The sequence below is a fragment of the Gordonia sp. SL306 genome (genome assembly GCF_026625785.1).
Classification (GTDB): Bacteria; Actinomycetota; Actinomycetes; order Mycobacteriales; family Mycobacteriaceae; genus Gordonia.
On the sequence record NZ_CP113063.1, the window covers coordinates 4,690,124 to 4,708,097 of the forward strand.

20 protein-coding genes and 1 pseudogene are annotated in these 17,974 nt (G+C 66.2%); 9 read left to right on the forward strand and 12 right to left on the reverse strand.

Features of this window, described 5'->3' with window-relative positions:
- Window positions 1–453 (forward strand): flavodoxin family protein, encoded by a 453-nt coding sequence (locus OVA31_RS21460; protein ID WP_267628583.1) that lies wholly within the window; start codon window positions 1–3, stop codon window positions 451–453.
- Here OVA31_RS21460 and OVA31_RS21465 read toward each other — a convergent pair.
- The 6 genes from OVA31_RS21465 to OVA31_RS21490 form a co-directional block, all read right to left on the reverse strand.
- Window positions 450–1,682 (reverse strand): hypothetical protein, encoded by a 1,233-nt coding sequence (locus OVA31_RS21465; protein WP_267628584.1) that lies wholly within the window; start codon window positions 1,680–1,682, stop codon window positions 450–452. The genes OVA31_RS21460 and OVA31_RS21465 overlap by 4 nt on opposite strands.
- A 55-nt stretch (window positions 1,683–1,737) precedes the next feature.
- Window positions 1,738–2,289: a hypothetical protein gene (locus OVA31_RS21470; RefSeq protein WP_267628585.1), complete on the reverse strand. Its 552-nt coding sequence runs from the start codon at window positions 2,287–2,289 to the stop codon at window positions 1,738–1,740.
- Window positions 2,290–2,435: 146 nt separating this feature from the next.
- Entirely contained in the window at window positions 2,436–3,182 is a 747-nt protein-coding gene (locus OVA31_RS21475) for a hypothetical protein (protein ID WP_267631639.1), read from the reverse strand.
- Window positions 3,183–3,948: 766 nt separating this feature from the next.
- Window positions 3,949–4,125, reverse strand: coding sequence for a hypothetical protein (locus OVA31_RS21480; protein ID WP_267628586.1), 177 nt, complete (start codon window positions 4,123–4,125; stop codon window positions 3,949–3,951).
- Entirely contained in the window at window positions 4,122–4,367 is a 246-nt protein-coding gene (locus OVA31_RS21485; RefSeq protein WP_267628587.1) for a hypothetical protein, read from the reverse strand. Before OVA31_RS21485 ends, OVA31_RS21480 begins: the two co-directional genes overlap by 4 nt.
- A 69-nt stretch (window positions 4,368–4,436) precedes the next feature.
- The gene (locus OVA31_RS21490) at window positions 4,437–4,682 is read right to left on the reverse strand and encodes a hypothetical protein (protein ID WP_267628588.1); all 246 of its coding nucleotides are present in this window, start codon (window positions 4,680–4,682) and stop codon (window positions 4,437–4,439) included.
- A 134-nt stretch (window positions 4,683–4,816) separates the two neighbouring features.
- Here OVA31_RS21490 and OVA31_RS21495 point away from each other — a divergent pair, with 134 nt between their 5' ends.
- The gene (locus OVA31_RS21495) at window positions 4,817–5,761 is read left to right on the forward strand and encodes a hypothetical protein (RefSeq protein WP_267628589.1); all 945 of its coding nucleotides are present in this window, start codon (window positions 4,817–4,819) and stop codon (window positions 5,759–5,761) included.
- 98 nt (window positions 5,762–5,859) lie between these two features.
- Here OVA31_RS21495 and OVA31_RS21500 read toward each other — a convergent pair whose 3' ends face one another.
- The 3 genes from OVA31_RS21500 to OVA31_RS21510 form a co-directional block, all read right to left on the reverse strand.
- Entirely contained in the window at window positions 5,860–6,597 is a 738-nt protein-coding gene (locus OVA31_RS21500) for a recombinase family protein (protein ID WP_267628590.1), read from the reverse strand.
- A gap of 67 nt (window positions 6,598–6,664) precedes the next feature.
- The gene (locus OVA31_RS21505; protein WP_267628591.1) at window positions 6,665–7,297 is read right to left on the reverse strand and encodes a hypothetical protein; all 633 of its coding nucleotides are present in this window, start codon (window positions 7,295–7,297) and stop codon (window positions 6,665–6,667) included.
- Window positions 7,294–7,734: a hypothetical protein gene (locus OVA31_RS21510; RefSeq protein WP_267628592.1), complete on the reverse strand. Its 441-nt coding sequence runs from the start codon at window positions 7,732–7,734 to the stop codon at window positions 7,294–7,296. The genes OVA31_RS21505 and OVA31_RS21510 overlap by 4 nt, the downstream gene beginning before the upstream one ends.
- 876 nt (window positions 7,735–8,610) lie before the next feature.
- On the opposite strand from OVA31_RS21510, the gene OVA31_RS21515 reads away from it, so the two are divergent.
- From OVA31_RS21515 to OVA31_RS21525, 3 genes are all read left to right on the forward strand, one after another.
- On the forward strand, window positions 8,611–8,994 hold the full coding sequence (locus OVA31_RS21515) for a helix-turn-helix transcriptional regulator (RefSeq protein WP_267628593.1): 384 nt from the start codon (window positions 8,611–8,613) through the stop codon (window positions 8,992–8,994).
- Window positions 8,995–9,197: 203 nt separating this feature from the next.
- Window positions 9,198–10,364 (forward strand): bifunctional DNA primase/polymerase, encoded by a 1,167-nt coding sequence (locus tag OVA31_RS21520; RefSeq protein ID WP_267628594.1) that lies wholly within the window; start codon window positions 9,198–9,200, stop codon window positions 10,362–10,364.
- Window positions 10,361–11,557 carry an AAA family ATPase gene (locus tag OVA31_RS21525; RefSeq protein ID WP_267628595.1) on the forward strand — a complete coding sequence of 399 codons (1,197 nt, stop codon included), beginning with the start codon at window positions 10,361–10,363 and terminating at the stop codon, window positions 11,555–11,557. Before OVA31_RS21520 ends, OVA31_RS21525 begins: the two co-directional genes overlap by 4 nt.
- 3 nt (window positions 11,558–11,560) lie before the next feature.
- Here the strand turns inward: OVA31_RS21525 and OVA31_RS21530 are convergent, their stop codons facing one another.
- The gene (locus OVA31_RS21530) at window positions 11,561–12,517 is read right to left on the reverse strand and encodes a DUF2971 domain-containing protein (RefSeq protein WP_267628596.1); all 957 of its coding nucleotides are present in this window, start codon (window positions 12,515–12,517) and stop codon (window positions 11,561–11,563) included.
- Window positions 12,518–12,560: 43 nt separating this feature from the next.
- Window positions 12,561–13,976: a recombinase family protein gene (locus OVA31_RS21535; RefSeq protein WP_267628597.1), complete on the reverse strand. Its 1,416-nt coding sequence runs from the start codon at window positions 13,974–13,976 to the stop codon at window positions 12,561–12,563.
- A gap of 22 nt (window positions 13,977–13,998) precedes the next feature.
- On the opposite strand from OVA31_RS21535, the pseudogene OVA31_RS21540 reads away from it, so the two are divergent.
- The 4 genes and pseudogenes from OVA31_RS21540 to OVA31_RS21555 all read left to right on the forward strand — a co-directional run.
- A pseudogene (locus tag OVA31_RS21540) lies at window positions 13,999–14,241 on the forward strand (flavodoxin family protein); the annotation flags it as partial.
- Between the two features lie 103 nt (window positions 14,242–14,344).
- Window positions 14,345–15,184 (forward strand): thymidylate synthase, encoded by an 840-nt coding sequence (locus OVA31_RS21545; RefSeq protein ID WP_267628598.1) that lies wholly within the window; start codon window positions 14,345–14,347, stop codon window positions 15,182–15,184.
- Window positions 15,184–15,705 (forward strand): dihydrofolate reductase, encoded by a 522-nt coding sequence (locus OVA31_RS21550; RefSeq protein ID WP_267628599.1) that lies wholly within the window; start codon window positions 15,184–15,186, stop codon window positions 15,703–15,705. The genes OVA31_RS21545 and OVA31_RS21550 overlap by 1 nt, the downstream gene beginning before the upstream one ends.
- Before the next feature lie 8 nt (window positions 15,706–15,713).
- Window positions 15,714–16,937, forward strand: coding sequence for a winged helix-turn-helix domain-containing protein (locus OVA31_RS21555; protein WP_267628600.1), 1,224 nt, complete (start codon window positions 15,714–15,716; stop codon window positions 16,935–16,937).
- Between the two features lie 5 nt (window positions 16,938–16,942).
- Here the strand turns inward: OVA31_RS21555 and OVA31_RS21560 are convergent, their stop codons facing one another.
- Window positions 16,943–17,962 (reverse strand): NADP-dependent oxidoreductase, encoded by a 1,020-nt coding sequence (locus tag OVA31_RS21560; protein ID WP_267628601.1) that lies wholly within the window; start codon window positions 17,960–17,962, stop codon window positions 16,943–16,945.
- Between the last annotated feature and the right edge of the window lie 12 nt (window positions 17,963–17,974).

Consider the following 17,974-nt stretch of genomic DNA (forward strand, 5'->3'; position numbering starts at 1 on the left):
ATGGCACAGCTCCTGATCGTGCATCACACGCCCTCGCCCTACTGCCAGGCGATGTTCGAGGCCGTCATCAGCGGTGCGACCGACCCCGAGATCGAGGGCGTCGAGGTCGTCCGCCGCGCGGCGCTGTCGGTGTCGGCGAGCGACTTCCTCGCGGCCGACGGGTATCTGCTCGGCAGCCCCGCGAACCTCGGGTCGATTTCCGGTGCCCTCAAGCACGCGTTCGATTGTTCGTACTACCAGATACTCGACTCGACGCGCGGCCGCCCGTTCGGGCTGTACCTGCACGGCAACGAGGGCACCGAGGGAGCCGAACGCGCCGTTGATTCGATCACCACGGGCCTCGGCTGGGTGAAGGCGGCCGACTACGTCGTCGTGTCGGGCAAGCCCGAGAAGGCGGACCTGGAGCGGTGCTGGGAGCTGGGCGCGACGGTCGGTGCGCGACTTATGGGCTAGTCGCGTTCGAACTCCTCGTCCTCGGCCGTGTGCTCGGGCATCTCGCTGGAGTCGTCCGGAGTGTTGAGGACTGTCCGACTACTGCCGGTCTTCTCTTGGTCGGACCGACGATCCTGTTCGGCACCTGACTCTGCGCCGTCACTCTGATCTCTTGGGATGACGTCCGCATCAATAACGGAAAGGTTGTCGGCAGCTATCGCTGTAGCTCGGGCGGCCTGCACAGCGTCCATCCGACGTAGCTCTTCGGACACATCTCGATGGTTCGCGATCGCGCGGAACATCAGGCCGTCGGTCCACGGCTTGAGGTGTCCCTCCAACCTGCCCAGAGCCTCGTAGCCGTGATACAGACCGATACCTACGATCGGGAACCTGTCGCCGCGTTCCTTGGCGATCTCTTCGACCGCGTGCTGAAGTTCTTCTCGCTCTGGGCGTTCGTCAAACCTAGACATCGCCTGGTCGAGGATGAAACCCGCCATGCCGCGCGTAGTCGCCGGGCCGGACTGGGGGTGTCGGTCGGGGTCATCCCTCTCCGGTAGTTGCACATACAGTTCGCGCCAGAGTACGGCGAAGGGCGTGAACGAAGGGGGCCCGCCGATTGCTGTGTACGAGCCGCGTGCGATCGTCCATCGTCGTCGCCATTTGGACCGCTGCGGCCGGTTTGAGCGACCGGCGACACCGACTTGGCCCCGCAAGACGATGTGGTCGACCGAGGTGTCCCCGAACAGATTCGGCACGATGCTCCAGTAGTCGAGGAGGAAGGTGGTTCGCGCGTACGGCTCTAGGCGGACAGTTCGTTCGGTTGTGGATCGATCGTGGCCAAAGCTGTCACCCGTAGAGAACGATCGCGGACTAATTGAGTGATTCTTCTTCCCGTGCCCGGTGATATAGATGCCAGGCGAGTGGACGGTGACCGGCACACGGCCTGGGTTCTCGACGACGAGCTGAGCGAGTTCCAGCCCCTTTCCGTCAGTCGCGGATCGGGCGGTGTCGTCGTCGGGGAACCCGAACTTGCCGTTCGTGATCGTGTAAAGGCTGACTTCTGGCTCCCAGATGGCGGTGTTCAAGAACACTTTCACCCGACCGCCGTCGAGGAAGTGCTTTGCGATCTGCCAGCCCAGCGCCGCGAGTGCGATCACGAAGCTCAGCAGGGATACGCCGAAGGCCCACACCGCTACTGGGACTTCGAGCAGTTCTGGACCGCTGGCGGGAGTGGGCACGGGTGTTGTCATGACCTAGATGGTGCCATCAGGCGTGATCGCGTTCGGGGCGTCGTGCGGTCTGGGGTTAGAGCAGCGCGGGCGTCACCTTGAACGAGCCGGGCACACGGCCCGAGCGGATCGAGGCGAGGGCAAATGCTCGCGCCTCGGGCTCGTCCTCGGGGAGCCACAGCGCGCGGTCGACGTCGGACTGAGTCGCGGTGCCGTTGATGAACAGTTGACGCGCGAGACCCGAGATCGAACCCCAGCAGTTCGCGATGAGACGCGGGACGTCGGCCGGTCGAGGGTCACCGCTCTCGCGGACGATCTTGTCGTCCTCGCGGCCCGACGCGGTGAGCACCCGGCGCAGCGTGTTCGACGTCGGCGGCCCGCCATGCCGCCAGTACGCCTCGGCGTACGGCCCGGCGAACGCGATTCTTGCCGCGTTGACGCCGGGGAACTGCTCGGCGGCGAGGGTGCATTGCCCGAGGTTCGTGGGGTGGTCGGGCGTGAGGGCCACCGTGCCGACGGTGTCGCCGAGCGCCGTCGCGGTGATCGCGTGTCCGGCTTCGTGTGCGCAGATCGCGAAGCGCTGCTTCTCTTCTGGGGTGATGTCGCGGAGCCGGAGCTTGCCCATCATGTCGTCCTATCTATCCGTTGAGCTGGGGTGGGTGACGATCCCGGCACCCGGGGCGGCCGGTCCGTAACCAGACGCCGCCCCGGGGCGGGTGGGGCGGTGGGAAAGGAGGATGAAACCACCGCCCCTATCAGTGACACGCCAGTTGGTCAGGTGAGCGTTGCCGACGCGACGGCCGTTTCCCAGCCGACGACGACGGACCGCTCGGCGATCGCGATGAACTCGTTGTTCTCGGCGCTGATGGTCTCGCGGACAGCAACCTCATCACGCCAGCCGAACGTCGGCGAGGTCGCGATGAGAGCCTTGCCGAGGCCATCGACGTAGCCGCCGCCGAAGACCCACGTGTGGCCGAGCGGCGTCTTGAGGGTCGAGCCGGTGCGGATGATGAGGTTGGCGGCCGACGCAGCCGCCGCGACACCGGCGGACGCATGGATGAAGCCGGTGGTGTTGGTCTTCGCCAGCTCGGCTTCGAGGTGACCCACCGCGTTCACCAGGTCCGCCGGTGCCGGACCGGCGGGGGCATCGGCGATCAGCCGGGCCGCGATCTCGCGTTCGACGGCGACCTGCTCCAGCAGTCGCATGTTCTGCCGGACTCGGAGCCGTACTTCCTCCTGCGATCCCGGGGTCGGGTCACAGCTATCGAAAGCCCACACGGTGATCGGGTCGAAGGGGGTGGTGTCGGGGTCGGGCCGGTCGCCGTCCTTGAGTTCGTCGCCGGGATCGCCGCACCACTCAGCGGCCCAGACGCCGAACGCGCCTTCGCCGCCGTAGTTGTGTGGGCGCACCTGCACACCGGAGGCCAGCCAGCGCGGGACCGCCTCGTCGGTCCACTGGGTGACGCCGTAGAGCCCGTGGGGGTTCGGGTTGACGAGCGGTGCGTCGAACCGCACCGGCAGAAGGGTAGGGGTGGTGATCGTGTTGCCTCAATTCCGAGTTCGTGCAGTGTGTTTCGGTGGGCGTCGAGTTCGTCCTCGTGCGGACGTTCGACGGGTCGAGGGTTGAGTTCCCGGTAGGTGCGGGCGCGGTGAGTCCGGCGGGACAGGTCCAGCACCGCCCGATCAAGGTCGCGCAGCTCGGCGGTGAGCGCCTGACTTAGCACGGAAGGTTCGCCGTCCACGGTCTGTGCCACCGCCCCGAGGGCATCGGCCAGCGGTTGCGCGTAGGGCGCAGCCAGCTCGACCAGCGAGACGGTCCAGGTATCAGCAAGCACATCGGCACGTGTCACGGCCGGGCGGGTGGGTCGTGCGAGGCCGACTAGGGCTGCCCGAGCGCGATCTCGATCCGCCGGGGCGAGGGCGTTGATCTTCTCGCGGGCGTCGCGGGCGTCGCGGGCGTCGCGGGCGGTCACGGTTCCCGCAACCGAGGTCACGAGGGTGTGGACGGCACCGGCGATCATCTCGACGGCGTCGAGGTACGAGCCGGGGCACGGCTCGACGGCCAGATCGGCGGCGACCGGCGCGAGGACGGCCTCGACCTCGGCGGCGAGGTCGAAACTGCCGGTGTAGTGAACGCGGTGCGCCTGGCGACGTCGTTCCCGCGACTCGTCCTGAGTGAACGTGCGCGGCGTGCGCCGGGTCGGCCACTGGCGTTGGTTACGGCGGATCGCTCCGAGTTCGTCGGGGCGTGCGCCGTGGTCGATGTCGCCCCGCTTGGTACGGGTGGTCATGAGGAATGCTCCTTCGAGTTGGTTTCCTTGGCGACCTGGAGGGCCAGGTCGGGGCGGCCGGTCGTCGCGTGGCGTAAGACCTCGCCGATCCAGTCGGGGTCGATCGCGTCGGCCGATGAGGCGGTAGACCACATCTGCCGGAGGATTTCGTCGGGCTCGATGGCGGCGGTCATGCGGCGTAGGTCTTCGGGCCGATCGCCTTGTCGAACTCGTCGGCAAGACCGATCAGCGGCGACCCGCCAACCTTGACGAGGACGACGTCGCCGCGCTGCCACAGCTCCGTGACGGCTTCCGTGATCGCCCAGTAGCCGCCGGTGATCTTGGGGCGGACGGTCGATAGTCGGACGAGGGTGCCGTCGGCGTCAGGGTCGCGGCGGCGCAGTTCGGTGAGTATTTGTTGCTCGATGGTGGTCATGCGGGTTCTCCTCGGGGTGTCGTGCGGTGGTAGTCCTTCTCGGTTGTGGGACGCGCACGTTGGTGAGGGTCAAGTCGACATGGCGGCCTCCGTCCCGATGAGGGAGTCGAGCACGGCGTCGGCCCGATGTCTGTCAACGAGCCCCGAGGCGACCTCGCGATCGACGGCGGCGCGCAGCCGCCACCACGACAGCGCGGCCCGAGCCTCATCGACCCGTGGGCCGCTCGTTTCGCCCCGGGACGCGAGGACGCCGAGCCGAGATCGCCACCCCGCCATCGACCGGCTACGGGGATCTGCCATCGCTTTCGTGCTCATGCTTGTCAGTCAAGCAAGTAGGGGTGCAACCGACTTCGGCGCAAAGGTCTGGAGACCACTCCGAATGTCAGTGCCCGCTGCGATAATCGCCGCATGACAGCAAGTTCCACCCGCCACGCAGGCGGGGCAGAGCAATGACTGATGAGGCACTACTCGTCACGCTGAGCGAGCACAGCGTGGACGACGACTACTCGCTCGCCAACCTTCTAAGAGCGTGCGTGCTACTCGGTGCACGCACCGGGTCGGATGCTCTGCGCGCGTGGGCACAGCACGAGCTGCGCGGGTATGCACCAGACGACGCGTTGCCTGACTACCGACGCGTATCTCTGCCTCTCTTTGTTGACACTCAGAGTGGCCCGACCTTTATTCGCGGCCAGCACATTCACCGCCTCCAAGTCCCGTCCGACCTTCGCGACGGTGTCCCAGAATCTGTCGAGATGCGCCAATCTGTCGACGAGTTGGAGTCCATGGCCTCGGCATCCAGGACGCCGCAGCTTGCGAACGAGAGCTTCGCGTTGGTGGCTAGCCGGTGGAGCGACCAGTTGCCAATGTTCCAGACAGTTGACCGGCTGTACTACAGGCCAACAGCGACAACATTCGTCGCGATAGTGGGTGCCGTCAGGACCACACTCGTCGAGATCGTCGCTGATCTCGTCAGCGATGCACCTATCACCCTCCCTTCGAAATCAAAGGTGGATAACGCCGTGAACGTACGGATCAACAACGTGTCAGGTGACCACAACGAGGTCTCGGTCGCGTCTAACTCAGGCGCAGTGGGAGCGGGTACTAGGTCTAAGCAGATCGTGAACAACGGCATCCTGCCCGACGAGCTGACCGAGCTGTTCGCGTCAGTTCGCAATCTCGTCCCGGAGGTTGGGAACGATGACGATCGCGCTGACGTCGAGCAGGCGATCGACGACTTCGAGGGCGAGCTCACCCAGCCGGAACCTCAACCCGGCAAAGTGCGCACCCGCGCCCGGGCACTGCTGGCGTTGTGCGAGAAGATCGCGCTTCCGGCGCTCACCTCGGCGGCGACAACGCTCACAACCTCAGGGCTGGCAGAACTGGGGATTGGATAAGTGACGCATCGGAACGCTGCGTGACGACACGTGGCTGCACGATCTCGATCGAAATCGTGCTTTCCGTGGACAGCACGAGACCGAGCTGGCGAAAGCTACTACACAACAGCGTGATCGGGGTCTGTCGCTTCGAGGTGGGCGGTGATTGCTCGACCTCGTCGACCGTCAAGCACCCGGCGCACGGCGTTCGCGTGCCAGGTCGTTGAGCCGCTGCCGGTGAGCACACCGTCAGCCTCCAGCGATGAGCCGATCGAGCGCAGCGACACACCGTTGTACGCGGCCCGGCAGATGCGTTCGACGACGGCGTCGGGGAGTTTGGAGGGCGTGCCGAGTTGGACGCCTTGAGCGCGCTTCTCGGCCAGCGCCTCACGGGTCCGCTGCGAGATCATGTCCCGCTCGAACTCGGAGAAGACTCGCAACATGTTCATCGCGGCCCGGCCCGCCGGGGTGGTGGTGTCGACCATCTGATCGGCGGTGGTGATCCGCCATCCCTGTTTGGCGGCGATGCGATCGAGGTCAACCGCATCGGCGAGCGATCGGCTGATTCTGTCCAGCTTCGCCGCGAGCAGGGTCTCGGCTCGCCGGTCGGCCAGCGCGTCGAGAGCGTCACGCATCGCGGGTCGCTTGGTCGGGGCAGTGCCACCGCTGACTCCAGCATCCTCGAACCACTCGACGATCATCAGCCCGCGTGCCTCGGCGTACGTCTCGATGGTTCGACGCTGGGCGTTGAGGCCGAGTCCTGAATCGGATTGCTCGGTCGTCGACACCCGAAGGTAGGCAACGGCCGTGCCGGTCGGGGCGGTGGGTCGGGTGCGGGTGACGCGCATATTGGCCATGCTCCAAGTCTATCGCGTTACTCCGACGACGGTTGACGTAACACTGTTGCGTCCGTTGCCAATTCGCCTACCCCCACCCTGTCGCCTCGCCTCCGATTTCGATGGTGGGCTGGCGTCGGCCCGAGATCGAGCGGGACAGAAGCGGGTTCGTGACACCGGGAGGCCCGTACCCGCCGGGCTGGACTTTGTAGCGCCGCTGGCTGCTCGTGGTCTGTGAGACCTCGACGATCTCGGCGTCGATCACGTCCTCATCGCCCTTGTCATCGGGCTCGGGCTCGTCGCGCACATCGACCTCGGGCACAGCCTCATCAGCCGCCAGCGGTTCACTCAGCGCCGGGGTGGGCTCATCCCAGGGTTCGGGCGGCGCGGTCAGCGCGGGGTGCTCGTCGGTGTCACTCCAGGCCGTTCGCCGCCACAGGTCGGCGCGCTCCGCCTCGGTGAGCGGCATGAGCACCTGCTCGGTGGCGGCCAGGTGTTCGCTCCACAGGGGGCCGCCGCGTTCAACATGCCTGTATATCCCGACGACTCCCTCGGCGATCTGTCGGTCCAGGTCTTCGGCGCTGTGCGTGCCATCGGCGATCTCGGCTGCCGAGTCGATCCCTGCCTCGACGACGTCGAGCACCGCAGCGTCGTGTTCGTTCTCGGTGATCGCGCGGGCGAGTCCGACTGCCTTCTTCATGACGTTCTTCTTGTCGGTCACTGGTCAAGCACCTCTCCATCGATGACGTTGCCGAACTTTGCTTCGAGTTGATCCAGCAGGTCGGTTGTCGTAGTGGCAACCACCGCTTCTACCTGGTGGCGCTCAGGGCTGTTCGCGCCGGTGAGCTGCGCCCACTGACTCAAGTTCCTATGGACCTCGCGGGAGAGCTTGACCAGCATGTCGTCGTCGCCTCGGCGGGACGCGTCGGCGAACCGGCCCATCAGAACCGACCGTGTGATCCGCAGGGTCTCGCCCGCCGACCGGCGTACCTCGTCGACCGACTCGCCGGGCTCGGAGTCGAGGTACCGCTGCACCGCCGTACGGGCCGCGCCGCGAGACCGGAACCCCTCGGAGTCGGCGATCTCGGCCCACGTCCGACCGAGGGCGCGTAGGCGATGCGCACGCTCAGCGCGACGGCGCGAGTCTTCGCGGCTCATAACAGGTCCAGGGCGGGGCATGTACCCACTATGTACCAATTGCGTGCAGACTCAGAACGCCGACAAGGGCGGGTAATACGTTGGCGGGCGCGATGATTCGGAGATCACTGCTATTCCACTCGACCGCTTCGGCGACAGCCTGACAACGCCGACCTCGGCGGGCACGATCCGGCCGTCACCGCTCCTTCCCGATCAACCGACTAGACCGCGATCTACCCCTTATTCATCACCTCGCGTCCATCTATCCCGCCCTTCCAGCCCTCCCTATAGGTCGGGCTGGATAGGGCTATGGCGATCCAGCCCTATCCAGCCCCGCCGAGGGCAGGATAGAAAGACCAGGTCAATGGTGCTTTTCGTGACCTATCCAGCCCTATCCGGCCCTCGACTGGGCTGGATACATTCCAGCCTATCCAGCCCTCGAAAAGGGCTGGATACATTTCAGCTGGTCAGGGCATGTTTCTGGTCGATTCTGATCTATCCGGCCCCGAGGCCCGTTGACCCGATCTCGGGCGGGGGCGAAGCGGTGCGCGGAGTAGCTGTGCGACCGCTTCATCTGAAACGTGCTGCCCGACAACGACTAACAGTGTCGGCGTTGTCGACTCGCCGGTGTGCCTAACGCGCCTCGCCAACCCGAAAAGGAGCTATAGTTGCCGTAACGCACCGGTGTCGATAGCCCCCGCAGGAGTCGGTGCGCCGCATGATCCCGAATCGCCGGAGCTGACATAGACGCCCCGGATCGACGCGAGATCGGCATGTAGCGGCTGCTCGGGTCACCTCGCCGGTGCCCCTCACGTAGCTCGCGCCCAGGGTGGACGCGGAGGCCACCTCATCACCGGGCGGGGCCGTGGAACCAATCCGACTTATCGGAGTTCCACCGTGCCCACAACCAGCACACTCGTCTCGACGCAGGAGCTAGCGCGCGAGCTTGGCTGCGCTAAGAAGACAGTCCTTCACTACGTCCACAACTTCGGCCTGCCGGTCCATCGACTCGGCCCCCGGGTGTTCCGCTATGACCTCGATGAGGTTCACGCCTGGCTGCGTAGCAACCCGATGCCTGCCCAAGGTGCGCCGTCGGGTACCCCAACCGACGCCGACGATGATTACCGCGACTCGATCCGCAAGCTGGTCGATGCCGCTCCGGCGTTGAGTGCCGATCAGGCCGACCGCGCATCCGCACGATTCTCACGGGCGGTGCGGCGTGAGTGCCGCGGCAACCCTCATTGGCGGGCAGCGCCAGGACGCCCCGCCACAAGCGCGTGAGCATTGGGTCGCTGACCAGGTCGCCAAGTTCGAGCCTGCTGACCTACGCCGCGCGGCGACATTGCTGTCCAGCTTGGCCTCGGACGGTCAACGATGAGCCCCGGTGCGTCACCTCGCGCCGACCCACATACGAGTCGACCGGCCAGCGCCCGAGATTCGCTGACCGGTCGGAAACCCGCTACCAAACGAGATAGGCCCTGAACATGACCTACGACCAGAATAGCAGCGCCGAGGTGCGTGCTCGGGCATTGACGAAGATCCTCGACAACGCCTCCCAAAGTCGGGATTCGTTGGGCGGGTCCATCTCCGACCTCGCGGCCGAGGGGTGTGCGGTGATGTTCGTTCACCCGGGCTCGAAGTACCCCGCCGACATGCGGTCGGTGAAGGTGCGCCGGGCTGACGACCTCGCCGCACAACACGCAGCTCGCGCCGCGGGCCGATCCAACTGGCGTAAGGCGAAGAGTCCGGCCGGGGTGGCGCTCGCGACGACCGACGAGTCGACCCTTGACGGGTATCTCGCGCCGTACGTCGAACTGCACGATGACCAGCCCGTCAACCTCGCCGTCTCAGCGGGCCGTAGCCGCCTCGTCGTCGTCGACTGTGACAACCCCGAGCAGAGGGCCGCGTTCCTCCGCGACACGGGCGCCGACGCCGACACACCGCCCACCGTCAGCACACCCGGGGCTCACGACACCGTCGGCAACCTCGTCCACCACGACGGCGGTCACTATTGGTTCACCGCGCCCGAGGGCGTCGAGCTACCCGTTCACCTGCACGCGATGACAGTCGGGTCCGGTGACGCGGCGTACTCGATCAAGTGGGGGCCGAATACCTACGTCCTGATCCCGCCGAGCGAACGCGCCGAAGGTGCCTACCGGCTGACGGGAACCGTTGAGTCGCTGCCGGAGTCGCTGGCCGAGGTGATCGGGAGCTACGCCGCCGCTCGTCCCCGGGCCGATCGTCCCGCGAGCCGTGACGACGCCACCACGATCGAGGAATGGGGAGCGGCGACCCCGTGGTCGGAAATCCTCGCCGACGCCGACGGCTGGAGCGCCACCGGCACCGTCGACAACTGCGGGTGTGACGTATGGACCGCGCCTGGCGCTCACGCCAGCCCCAAGTCCGCCACCGCCCACGAGCCCGGGTGTGGCCGGTTCGCTGATTCGCCGGACCCGCCGCTCTACATCTGGACGGATCATGACGCCGAGCCGTTCACCGACCTCGTCGCGAAGCACGGCCGGGCGGTGACGCGGCTACGGGCGGTGTCAGCACTGCATTCGACGGCGACGACAGCGCCACCATGCGTGATCTCGATCTGTTTCCCGCCCCGGTCACCCTCGACCACTCGACCCCCAAGGACGCCTCCGTGACCGACGACACCGCCCCCGATGCCGAGTTCGAGCGCGAGGTCGCGAAACGTCAGATGTACCTGCTGGCTGACCGTGAGGCGCGCCGCCGCCTCGCAGCAGCAGACACCGAAGACTTGGACCTTCTGGCCGCGTTCCCGACGCTCGATGAGTTTCTGGCACAGGAGGACACGCCCTCGCGCTTTCGCATCGAGGGGCTGTGGCCGTCTGGAGGCGCGAAGATCATGTGCGCGGCCCAGGCCAAGACCGGCAAGACAACGCTGAACATGAACCTCATCCGGTCGCTGGCTGACGGTGACGCATTCCTCGACTCGTTCGAAGTCCACGAACGCGCACAACGCATCGTCGTCATGGACAACGAGATGAACGAGGACATGCTCCGGTACTGGATACGGCTACAGAAGATACGAAACACTTCGGCGGTCGCGGGCGTCGCAGCGTTGCGCGACAAGCCCCGCCTGCTCGATCTCGGCAACGATCGCGTGCGTGAGTTCTGGGTGCATCGACTTCGCGATCTCGGGTGCGATCTCCTCATCTTCGACTGCCTCAAGCCCGCCCTGGACGTGATGGGGCTCGACGAGAACCACGAAATCGGCAAGTTCCTGGCCCCATTCAGTCAACTGCTCGCTGACGCGGGAATCGGTGACGTCATCGTCTACCACCACATGGGCCACAACAACGAGCGTGCGCGCGGTGACTCGACGCTGGTGGGCTGGACCGACGCCAACCTGAAGCTGATCCGCGACCAGATGAATCCCGAGGACCGATATTTTTCGGCACCCGATGTTCGCGGCGCTCAGCAGCCCGTCGGTGAGGGGTTGCTGTCGTTCAACCCCGCCACTCAACGGCTCAGCTACGCGGGCGGCGATCGCATCCAGACCCACGAGGACGGCGTCGTCGAGGACCGCGCAACCCGCATTCTCGAAGTACTGGCGGAAGCCGTTGCCGATGCCAAGAACGACACGAACACCCTCAACCGGACCGCGTTGTACAGGGCCGTCGGCGGCAAGGACGAGACAACCAAGAAGGCGCTCGACATACTCATAGACACCCGCAAGCAGGTGATCCGGGAATCCGTTGGCCGGGCGCTGCTCTACAAACTCGCACCGAAAGCGAACGACCCGACAGACATGGGTGCTGAGCCCTACACGCTGCCCGCCCCGATGCCGTCCCCGGCGGCGGGACGGGCGAGCTAACAGCTACCCCCGGTAGGGCGCGTCAGACAGCACGACCTCGGTATCGGCTGAGCCGATCTTCGCTAGCAGGCGCTCCAGGGCCTCCTTTCGGAGTTCGCGCTCGCCACCGGGGCCGACAACGATCTCCTTCACCAACGGTGTTCCAGCTTTGGTGATCGGGAAATAGAGCTTTTGGTAGGGGATTAGGCCGACTCGCCCGGCGCGGAACTGCGCATCTTCACCGCCCCATTCCTGGTCCACAACGACGCGCCACTCGGACTCCTCGCGGAAGGCGTCGTGCTTGACCTGGGCGAGCGAGGTCGCAATCACGCCATGAAACGTGTCGGGCCACCTGTACGACTTCTTGCCACTCTCGATTTGTTCGAGGCCGTGTCTGGCTTCGCCCGCACACTCGGTAAGGAACGGTTCGGCCTCAACCTTGCCATAGCGAACCCTCACGGCCTGCTGAACGGGACCTACTGAGAGCTCTGGGTCCGTTTGGAAGAGTGACGCATTCACCGTGATGAGTCCTGCGATAGCGGTGCCGGTGAAACCGATCGCGTACCCACCGCCACCGTCGCCATAGCCGCGCCACTGGCTGAGCAGGTTGCCGGAAGTGCAGAAGCAGGTCACGTGGGGGTTCGGCTTCTCGACTTTGGAGCGGGTGTTGTACTCGAACCTTCCGTTGCGAGTATCGGCGGCAAGCTGGTGCAGCCGCTCACGGACAGTCTCACTTCTTGCTGAGTCCGCTTCGGTCTCCAGCTTCTTCGCCAGCATCTCCGCACCGTAGGTCAGCTCCTGTGAGTCATTGAGATAGCGCGCGTCGGTCGCCCACAGCGTCCCGAATGTGGCGTCCTTCTCGGTGGCGAACGTGCCCTCGTCGGTACCGGGGAAAGCGACAGGATTACCGAGGATTCCGAGGAGCCCTCCGGTGTCGGTGTAGTGGTACAGCGTCGGTGGCAAGTCCTCTGGTAGCGGCATCGGGCAAGCATATTCTGCTGGGGACGGTGGCCGGGTCCGCTACCTACTGAGCGACGGCGGGGCGACGAGGCGTGATTGTGATCGCGTCGGACGGCTTATGCCATCGGCCCCGGCCGACGCGGTCGATGGTGATGGTCATGGTCGACCGGATGAACTCGCGCTTCGCGACCAGCGGTAGCTCCTGCCACATCGCCATCGGGTCGGGGGCGGTCGCGAGGTCGCGGATCAACGGGTCCGTGAACACCGGTGTCGCGTCGGCCTCGGCGTCGGCGATCTGCGCCTCCAGGCGAGTCGCGACCCGCGCGCCGGTGCTCGGGGGCATCCGACCCTCGGCGATCTCGTTCTCCACGTCCTCCAGGCGCTGACGCAGCTCGGCCAGTCGTGCCGGGGCTGTGGGGTCAGACGCCGGTACCTCGGCCAGTGCGGCCAGCGACTCGGGTGTGGTCAGGATGCCTTCGACGACCGCGAGAACGACGCCGTCGGTCGCCTCCATATTTCGGCCCACACAGTGCTCCTTGCACTGATAGACCACGTAGCCGGTCCCGTCTTTGCGTCGGCCACCGCGCGCCTTCCAGACGTGCTCACCACATACTGCACACCGGGCGATGCCGGTGAGGAGGTGCTTCACCGGCACCCCACGCGGCCCGGTCTTGCGACCCGCGAACAGAGCGACCAAGTCATGGTGTTGCTCGTCGGTGAGAATCGGCTCCCATGTGCCCTTGCCGTGAATCTCCTGGGGGCCGCGTTTCCCGTCGATGGTGGCGCTGACGGTGCGGTACCCGGCGTAGGTCGCGTTGAGCAGAATGCGGCGCAGCTTTGCCGAGTCCCACCCGATCGGGTCTTTCGTTTCGATCCATCGGACTACCGAGCCGAACGACTGCCCTGCAAGCACTCGACGCGCAGCCTCCTGAACGAGGGGAGCGCGGTCGGGGTCGGGGGTCCGGCCGGTCGACTTGCCTGTCTCGGGATCACGAACAATCTTGTAGCCGTACGGAACTCGGCCGTGGGGCTTTCCCTCGGCGAGATTGGCCCGGTGCGCGCGGAGGATGCGCTCGCGGGTCTTCTTGGCCTCCTGCTCGGACATCATGCCGTCGATGACGAACTTGGGCTCGTCGAGGTCGACGAGTTGCCCGCCATAGGACATCGCCACGCCCCGCTCGATACACAGATCGCGCAAGCCAATAAGCGCGCCGAGATCACGTGAGAGCCGCGACGCCTCCCAACAGACGATCGCGTGCCCCGGGGCGACGATCTCGCGGAGCCGGTCGAAGCCGGGGCGGTCCTTGCGGGCGTATCGGCTCGCCGACCGATCGTTGTCGCAGATCACCTCGGCCACCGGCCAGCCCTCCCGCTCGCACACTGCCCGGCACTCGGCCTCCTGCTCGGCGACGGACCGGCCCTTTGCGTTGTCGCGGGACACTCGGGTGTAGATGATTGCGCTGGTCGCGGGCGTGTTCATAGTAAGAGAGTTTACGACTAATAAACACGCCTTCGACAGCACCTACTACCAGATCCTCGATTCGACGAAGGGACGGCCGTTCGGCCTGTACCTGCACGGCAACGAGGGGACCGAGGGTGCGGAGAAAGCGGTCGACTCGATCACTACCGGACTCGGGTGGACCAAGGCGGCCGAATACATCTCCGTCGCCGGCAAGCCGTCCAAGGACGAACTCGAGAAATGCTGGGAACTCGGCGCCACGGTCGCGGCCGGGCTGATGGGCTGATGATCTCCCGGGCCGGATCGCGACCACGTCCGCGTACGGCTCCGGCGTGCACCCGACCGCGCCGGTCCACCAGCACGGTTCCGGCTGGTCCTACACTGGCACCGTGAGCACGGCCATCCACTCAGCGACCGCGTCGGACGCCGCGACGATCCCGACCCCGTACGAGGACCTGCTCCGGCTCGTCCTCGAGACCGGTACCCCCAAGGCCGATCGCACCGGCACCGGCACGCGCAGTCTCTTCGGACACCAGCTGCGCTACGACCTGGCGGCCGGCTTCCCGCTGGTCACCACCAAGAAAGTGCATCTGAAGTCGATCGTGTACGAGCTGCTGTGGTTCCTGCGCGGCGACTCGAATGTCCGGTGGCTGCAGGACCGCGGGGTGAGCATCTGGGACGAGTGGGCCGACGCCGACGGCGACCTCGGGCCGGTCTACGGCGTGCAATGGCGCAGCTGGCCGACACCGTCCGGTGAACACATCGACCAGATCTCGGCCGCCCTCGACCTGCTCCGCACGAACCCCGACTCCCGTCGCAACATCGTCTCGGCGTGGAACGTCGGTGAGATCCCGCAGATGGCGCTGCCCCCGTGCCACGCCTTCTTCCAGTTCTACGTCGCCGACGGAAAGCTCTCGTGTCAGCTCTACCAGCGCAGCGCGGACCTTTTTCTGGGCGTGCCCTTCAACATCGCTTCCTACGCTCTGCTCACGCACATGATGGCGCAACAGGCCGACTTGGAGGTCGGCGAGTTCGTCTGGACCGGCGGTGATTGCCACATCTACGACAATCACGTGGAGCAGGTGCGCAAGCAACTGTCGCGTGATCCGTACCCTTATCCGAAACTCGAACTGCGGAAACGCGATTCGATCTTCGACTACGAGTTCGACGACATCGCGGTGGTGGGTTACGAGTCGCATCCGGGGATCAAGGCGCCGGTGGCGATCTGATGGCGACCACGGTCACCCTGCTGTGGGCCCAGGATCGGGTGGGCGCGATCGGTCGTGAGAACAGCATCCCGTGGCGGGTGCCCGAGGACATGCGTCGGTTCCGCGAGCTCACCGGGTCCGATGCGGTGGTGATGGGGCGGAAGACCTGGGAGTCACTGCCCGACCGTGTCCGGCCGTTGCCCGGCAGGCGCAACATCGTGATCACGCGGTCGGCCACATGGTCCGCCGAGGGGGCCGAGATCGTCCACACGATCGACGACGCCCTCGGGCTGGTCGACGGACCGGTGACGGTGATCGGTGGCGGACAGATCTACGAGGCATCGATGGATGTGGCAACGCATCTGCGCATCACCGAGATCGACATGCTGGTCGACGGTGCTGATGCGTTTGCGCCCGAGGTTGACCCGTACAGGTGGGAGGCCGAGGGCACCGGCGACTGGCAGCCGTCGTCGACCGGCGTCCACTTCCGATTCGTCGACTATCTCCGGCACGCGAGTGTGCGGTCGGGGCGGGAGGCATAGCGGGGCAGATGACCCGTACCAGCCTCTCCGCCACACAGGCGCGGCGAATCGCCCTTGCCGCACAGGGTTTCACCGATCGACCACCTTCCGGTGTGCCGACGTCGGCGCACCTGCGGCGGGTCGTGGCCCGGACCAGGCTGCTGCAGATGGATTCGGTGAACATCGCCGCGCGTGCCCACTACATGCCGATGTTCAGCAGACTCGGTCCGTACGATCGCGACATCCTCGACCGCGCGGCCTGGCGCCCCCGGCGCGGATCGCGACTCCTCGTCGAGTACTGGGCCCACGAGGCCGCGCTCATCCCCGTCGGCGACTGGCCTCTGTTCGGTTGGCGCAGAGACGAATTCCGCGATGGACGATACCGGTTCACCCGCGAACTGATGAGCCGCAACCGGGAACTCGCGCGTGATGTGCACGGGGTGATCGTCGAGGGCGGTCCGAGCACGCCGAAGGAGATCGAAGATCACCTCGGCATCGTCCGGCAGTCGGGGGTCCCGGGTGGCTGGTGGCATCGCGGGGAGGTCAAGCACCTCTGCGAGGCCATGTTCGCCGCGGGCGACCTCTCGGCCGTACGCAACGAGAACTTCGTACGGCATTACGACCTGACCGAACGCGTCATCGGCACCGACGTCGTCGACGAGCACATCGACCGAGCGGACGCGCATCGGGAACTGGCCGCGCGGGCAGCGAGCGCACTGGGTGTCGCGACAGTCGCCGATCTCGCCGACTACTACCGCACCAAGAGCGTCGACATGCGGCCGGCTATCCGCGATCTGGTCGATGCGGGGGAGCTGACTCCGGTCACGGTCGAGGGATGGCGGGATCCGGCCTACCTGCACGCGCGCGCGGTAATCCCTCGCCGGACCGATCGCGCCGCGATCCTCTCGCCGTTCGACCCGCTGGTGTTCTTCCGCCCACGGGCCGAGCGCCTCTTCGACTTCCACTACCGCATCGAGATCTATGTGCCGGAACACAAACGGGTGCACGGTTATTACGTGCTGCCGTATCTGATGGGCGACGACATCGTCGCCCGCATCGATCTGAAGGCCGACCGCAAGGCCGGCTCGCTCCTGGTGCTCGGGGCCTTTCTCGAGGACGGCCGGGCCGAGAAGGTCGTCGCCGATCGGCTCGCCGCCGACCTCGCGGCGATGTCCGGGTGGCTCGGACTGGACCGGGTCGACGTCGGGGAGCGGGGCGATCTCTCCCGCGCGCTCTCCGCCGCCGTCCGGTGAGCTGATCAGGACGGGATACGCACGACCATCTTGCCGGTGTTCTGGCCTTGCATCAGACCCAGGAAGGCATCGACCGCGTTGTCGATCCCGTCGACGACGGTCTCGTCGTGTACGACCTCGCCTGCTGCGAACCACTGACCCATCGTGGCGGTGAACTCCGGCAGCTGATCGAAGTGGTGGCCGACCGTGAACCCGGTGAGCGTGAGGCCGCGCGTGATGATGTTGGCCATGTTGCTCGGTCCGGGGGTGCGAGTTGTGCTGTTGTACTGGGCGATCGCCCCACACAGCGCCGCTCGTCCGCCGTCGCTGAACGAGTCGAGGGCCGCCTCGAGGTGATCGCCACCGACATTGTCGAAGTAGACGTCGATGCCGTCCGGTGCGGCCTCGCGGAGCTGCTTACGCACCGACGGTTCGTCCTTGTAGTTGAACGCCGCGTCGTAGCCGTAGCGCTCGGTGAGCAGCGCGACCTTCTCGGCCGAACCCGCGGACCCGATGACCCGCTCGGCGCCCTTGAGTCGGGCGATCTGGCCGGCGGCGGTTCCGACTGCGCCCGCGGCCCCCGAGATGAACACCGTGTCACCGGGGCGCATCTGCGCGATCGTGAGGAGTCCGACGTACGCGGTGAGCCCGGTCATGCCGAGCATGCCGAGGTAGACCGACGACGAGACGCCCTCGGGCGGTTCGGGAAGCGCGCGGAAACCCTTGGCGTCCTCCTGGACGAGGTCTCGCCATCCGTACTGATGGGAGACCAGCGTGCCGACCGGCAGATCGTCGGTCGTCGACTCGACCACGCGACCGACGGCACCGCCGGTCATCGTCTCGTCGAGAACGAACGGCGGGATGTAGCTGCGGGTGTCGATCATCCGGCCGCGCATGTACGGATCCACCGAGACGAACTCGTTGGCGACGCGCACCTGCCCGGGGGCCAGGTCGCCGTACTCGACGGTGACCGTGCGGAAGTCGGCGTCCGTGGGCCAGCCGGTCGGCCGGTTCGCGAGCTGGATCTGTGTGCTGGTCTGAGTCATCGATGACTCCCT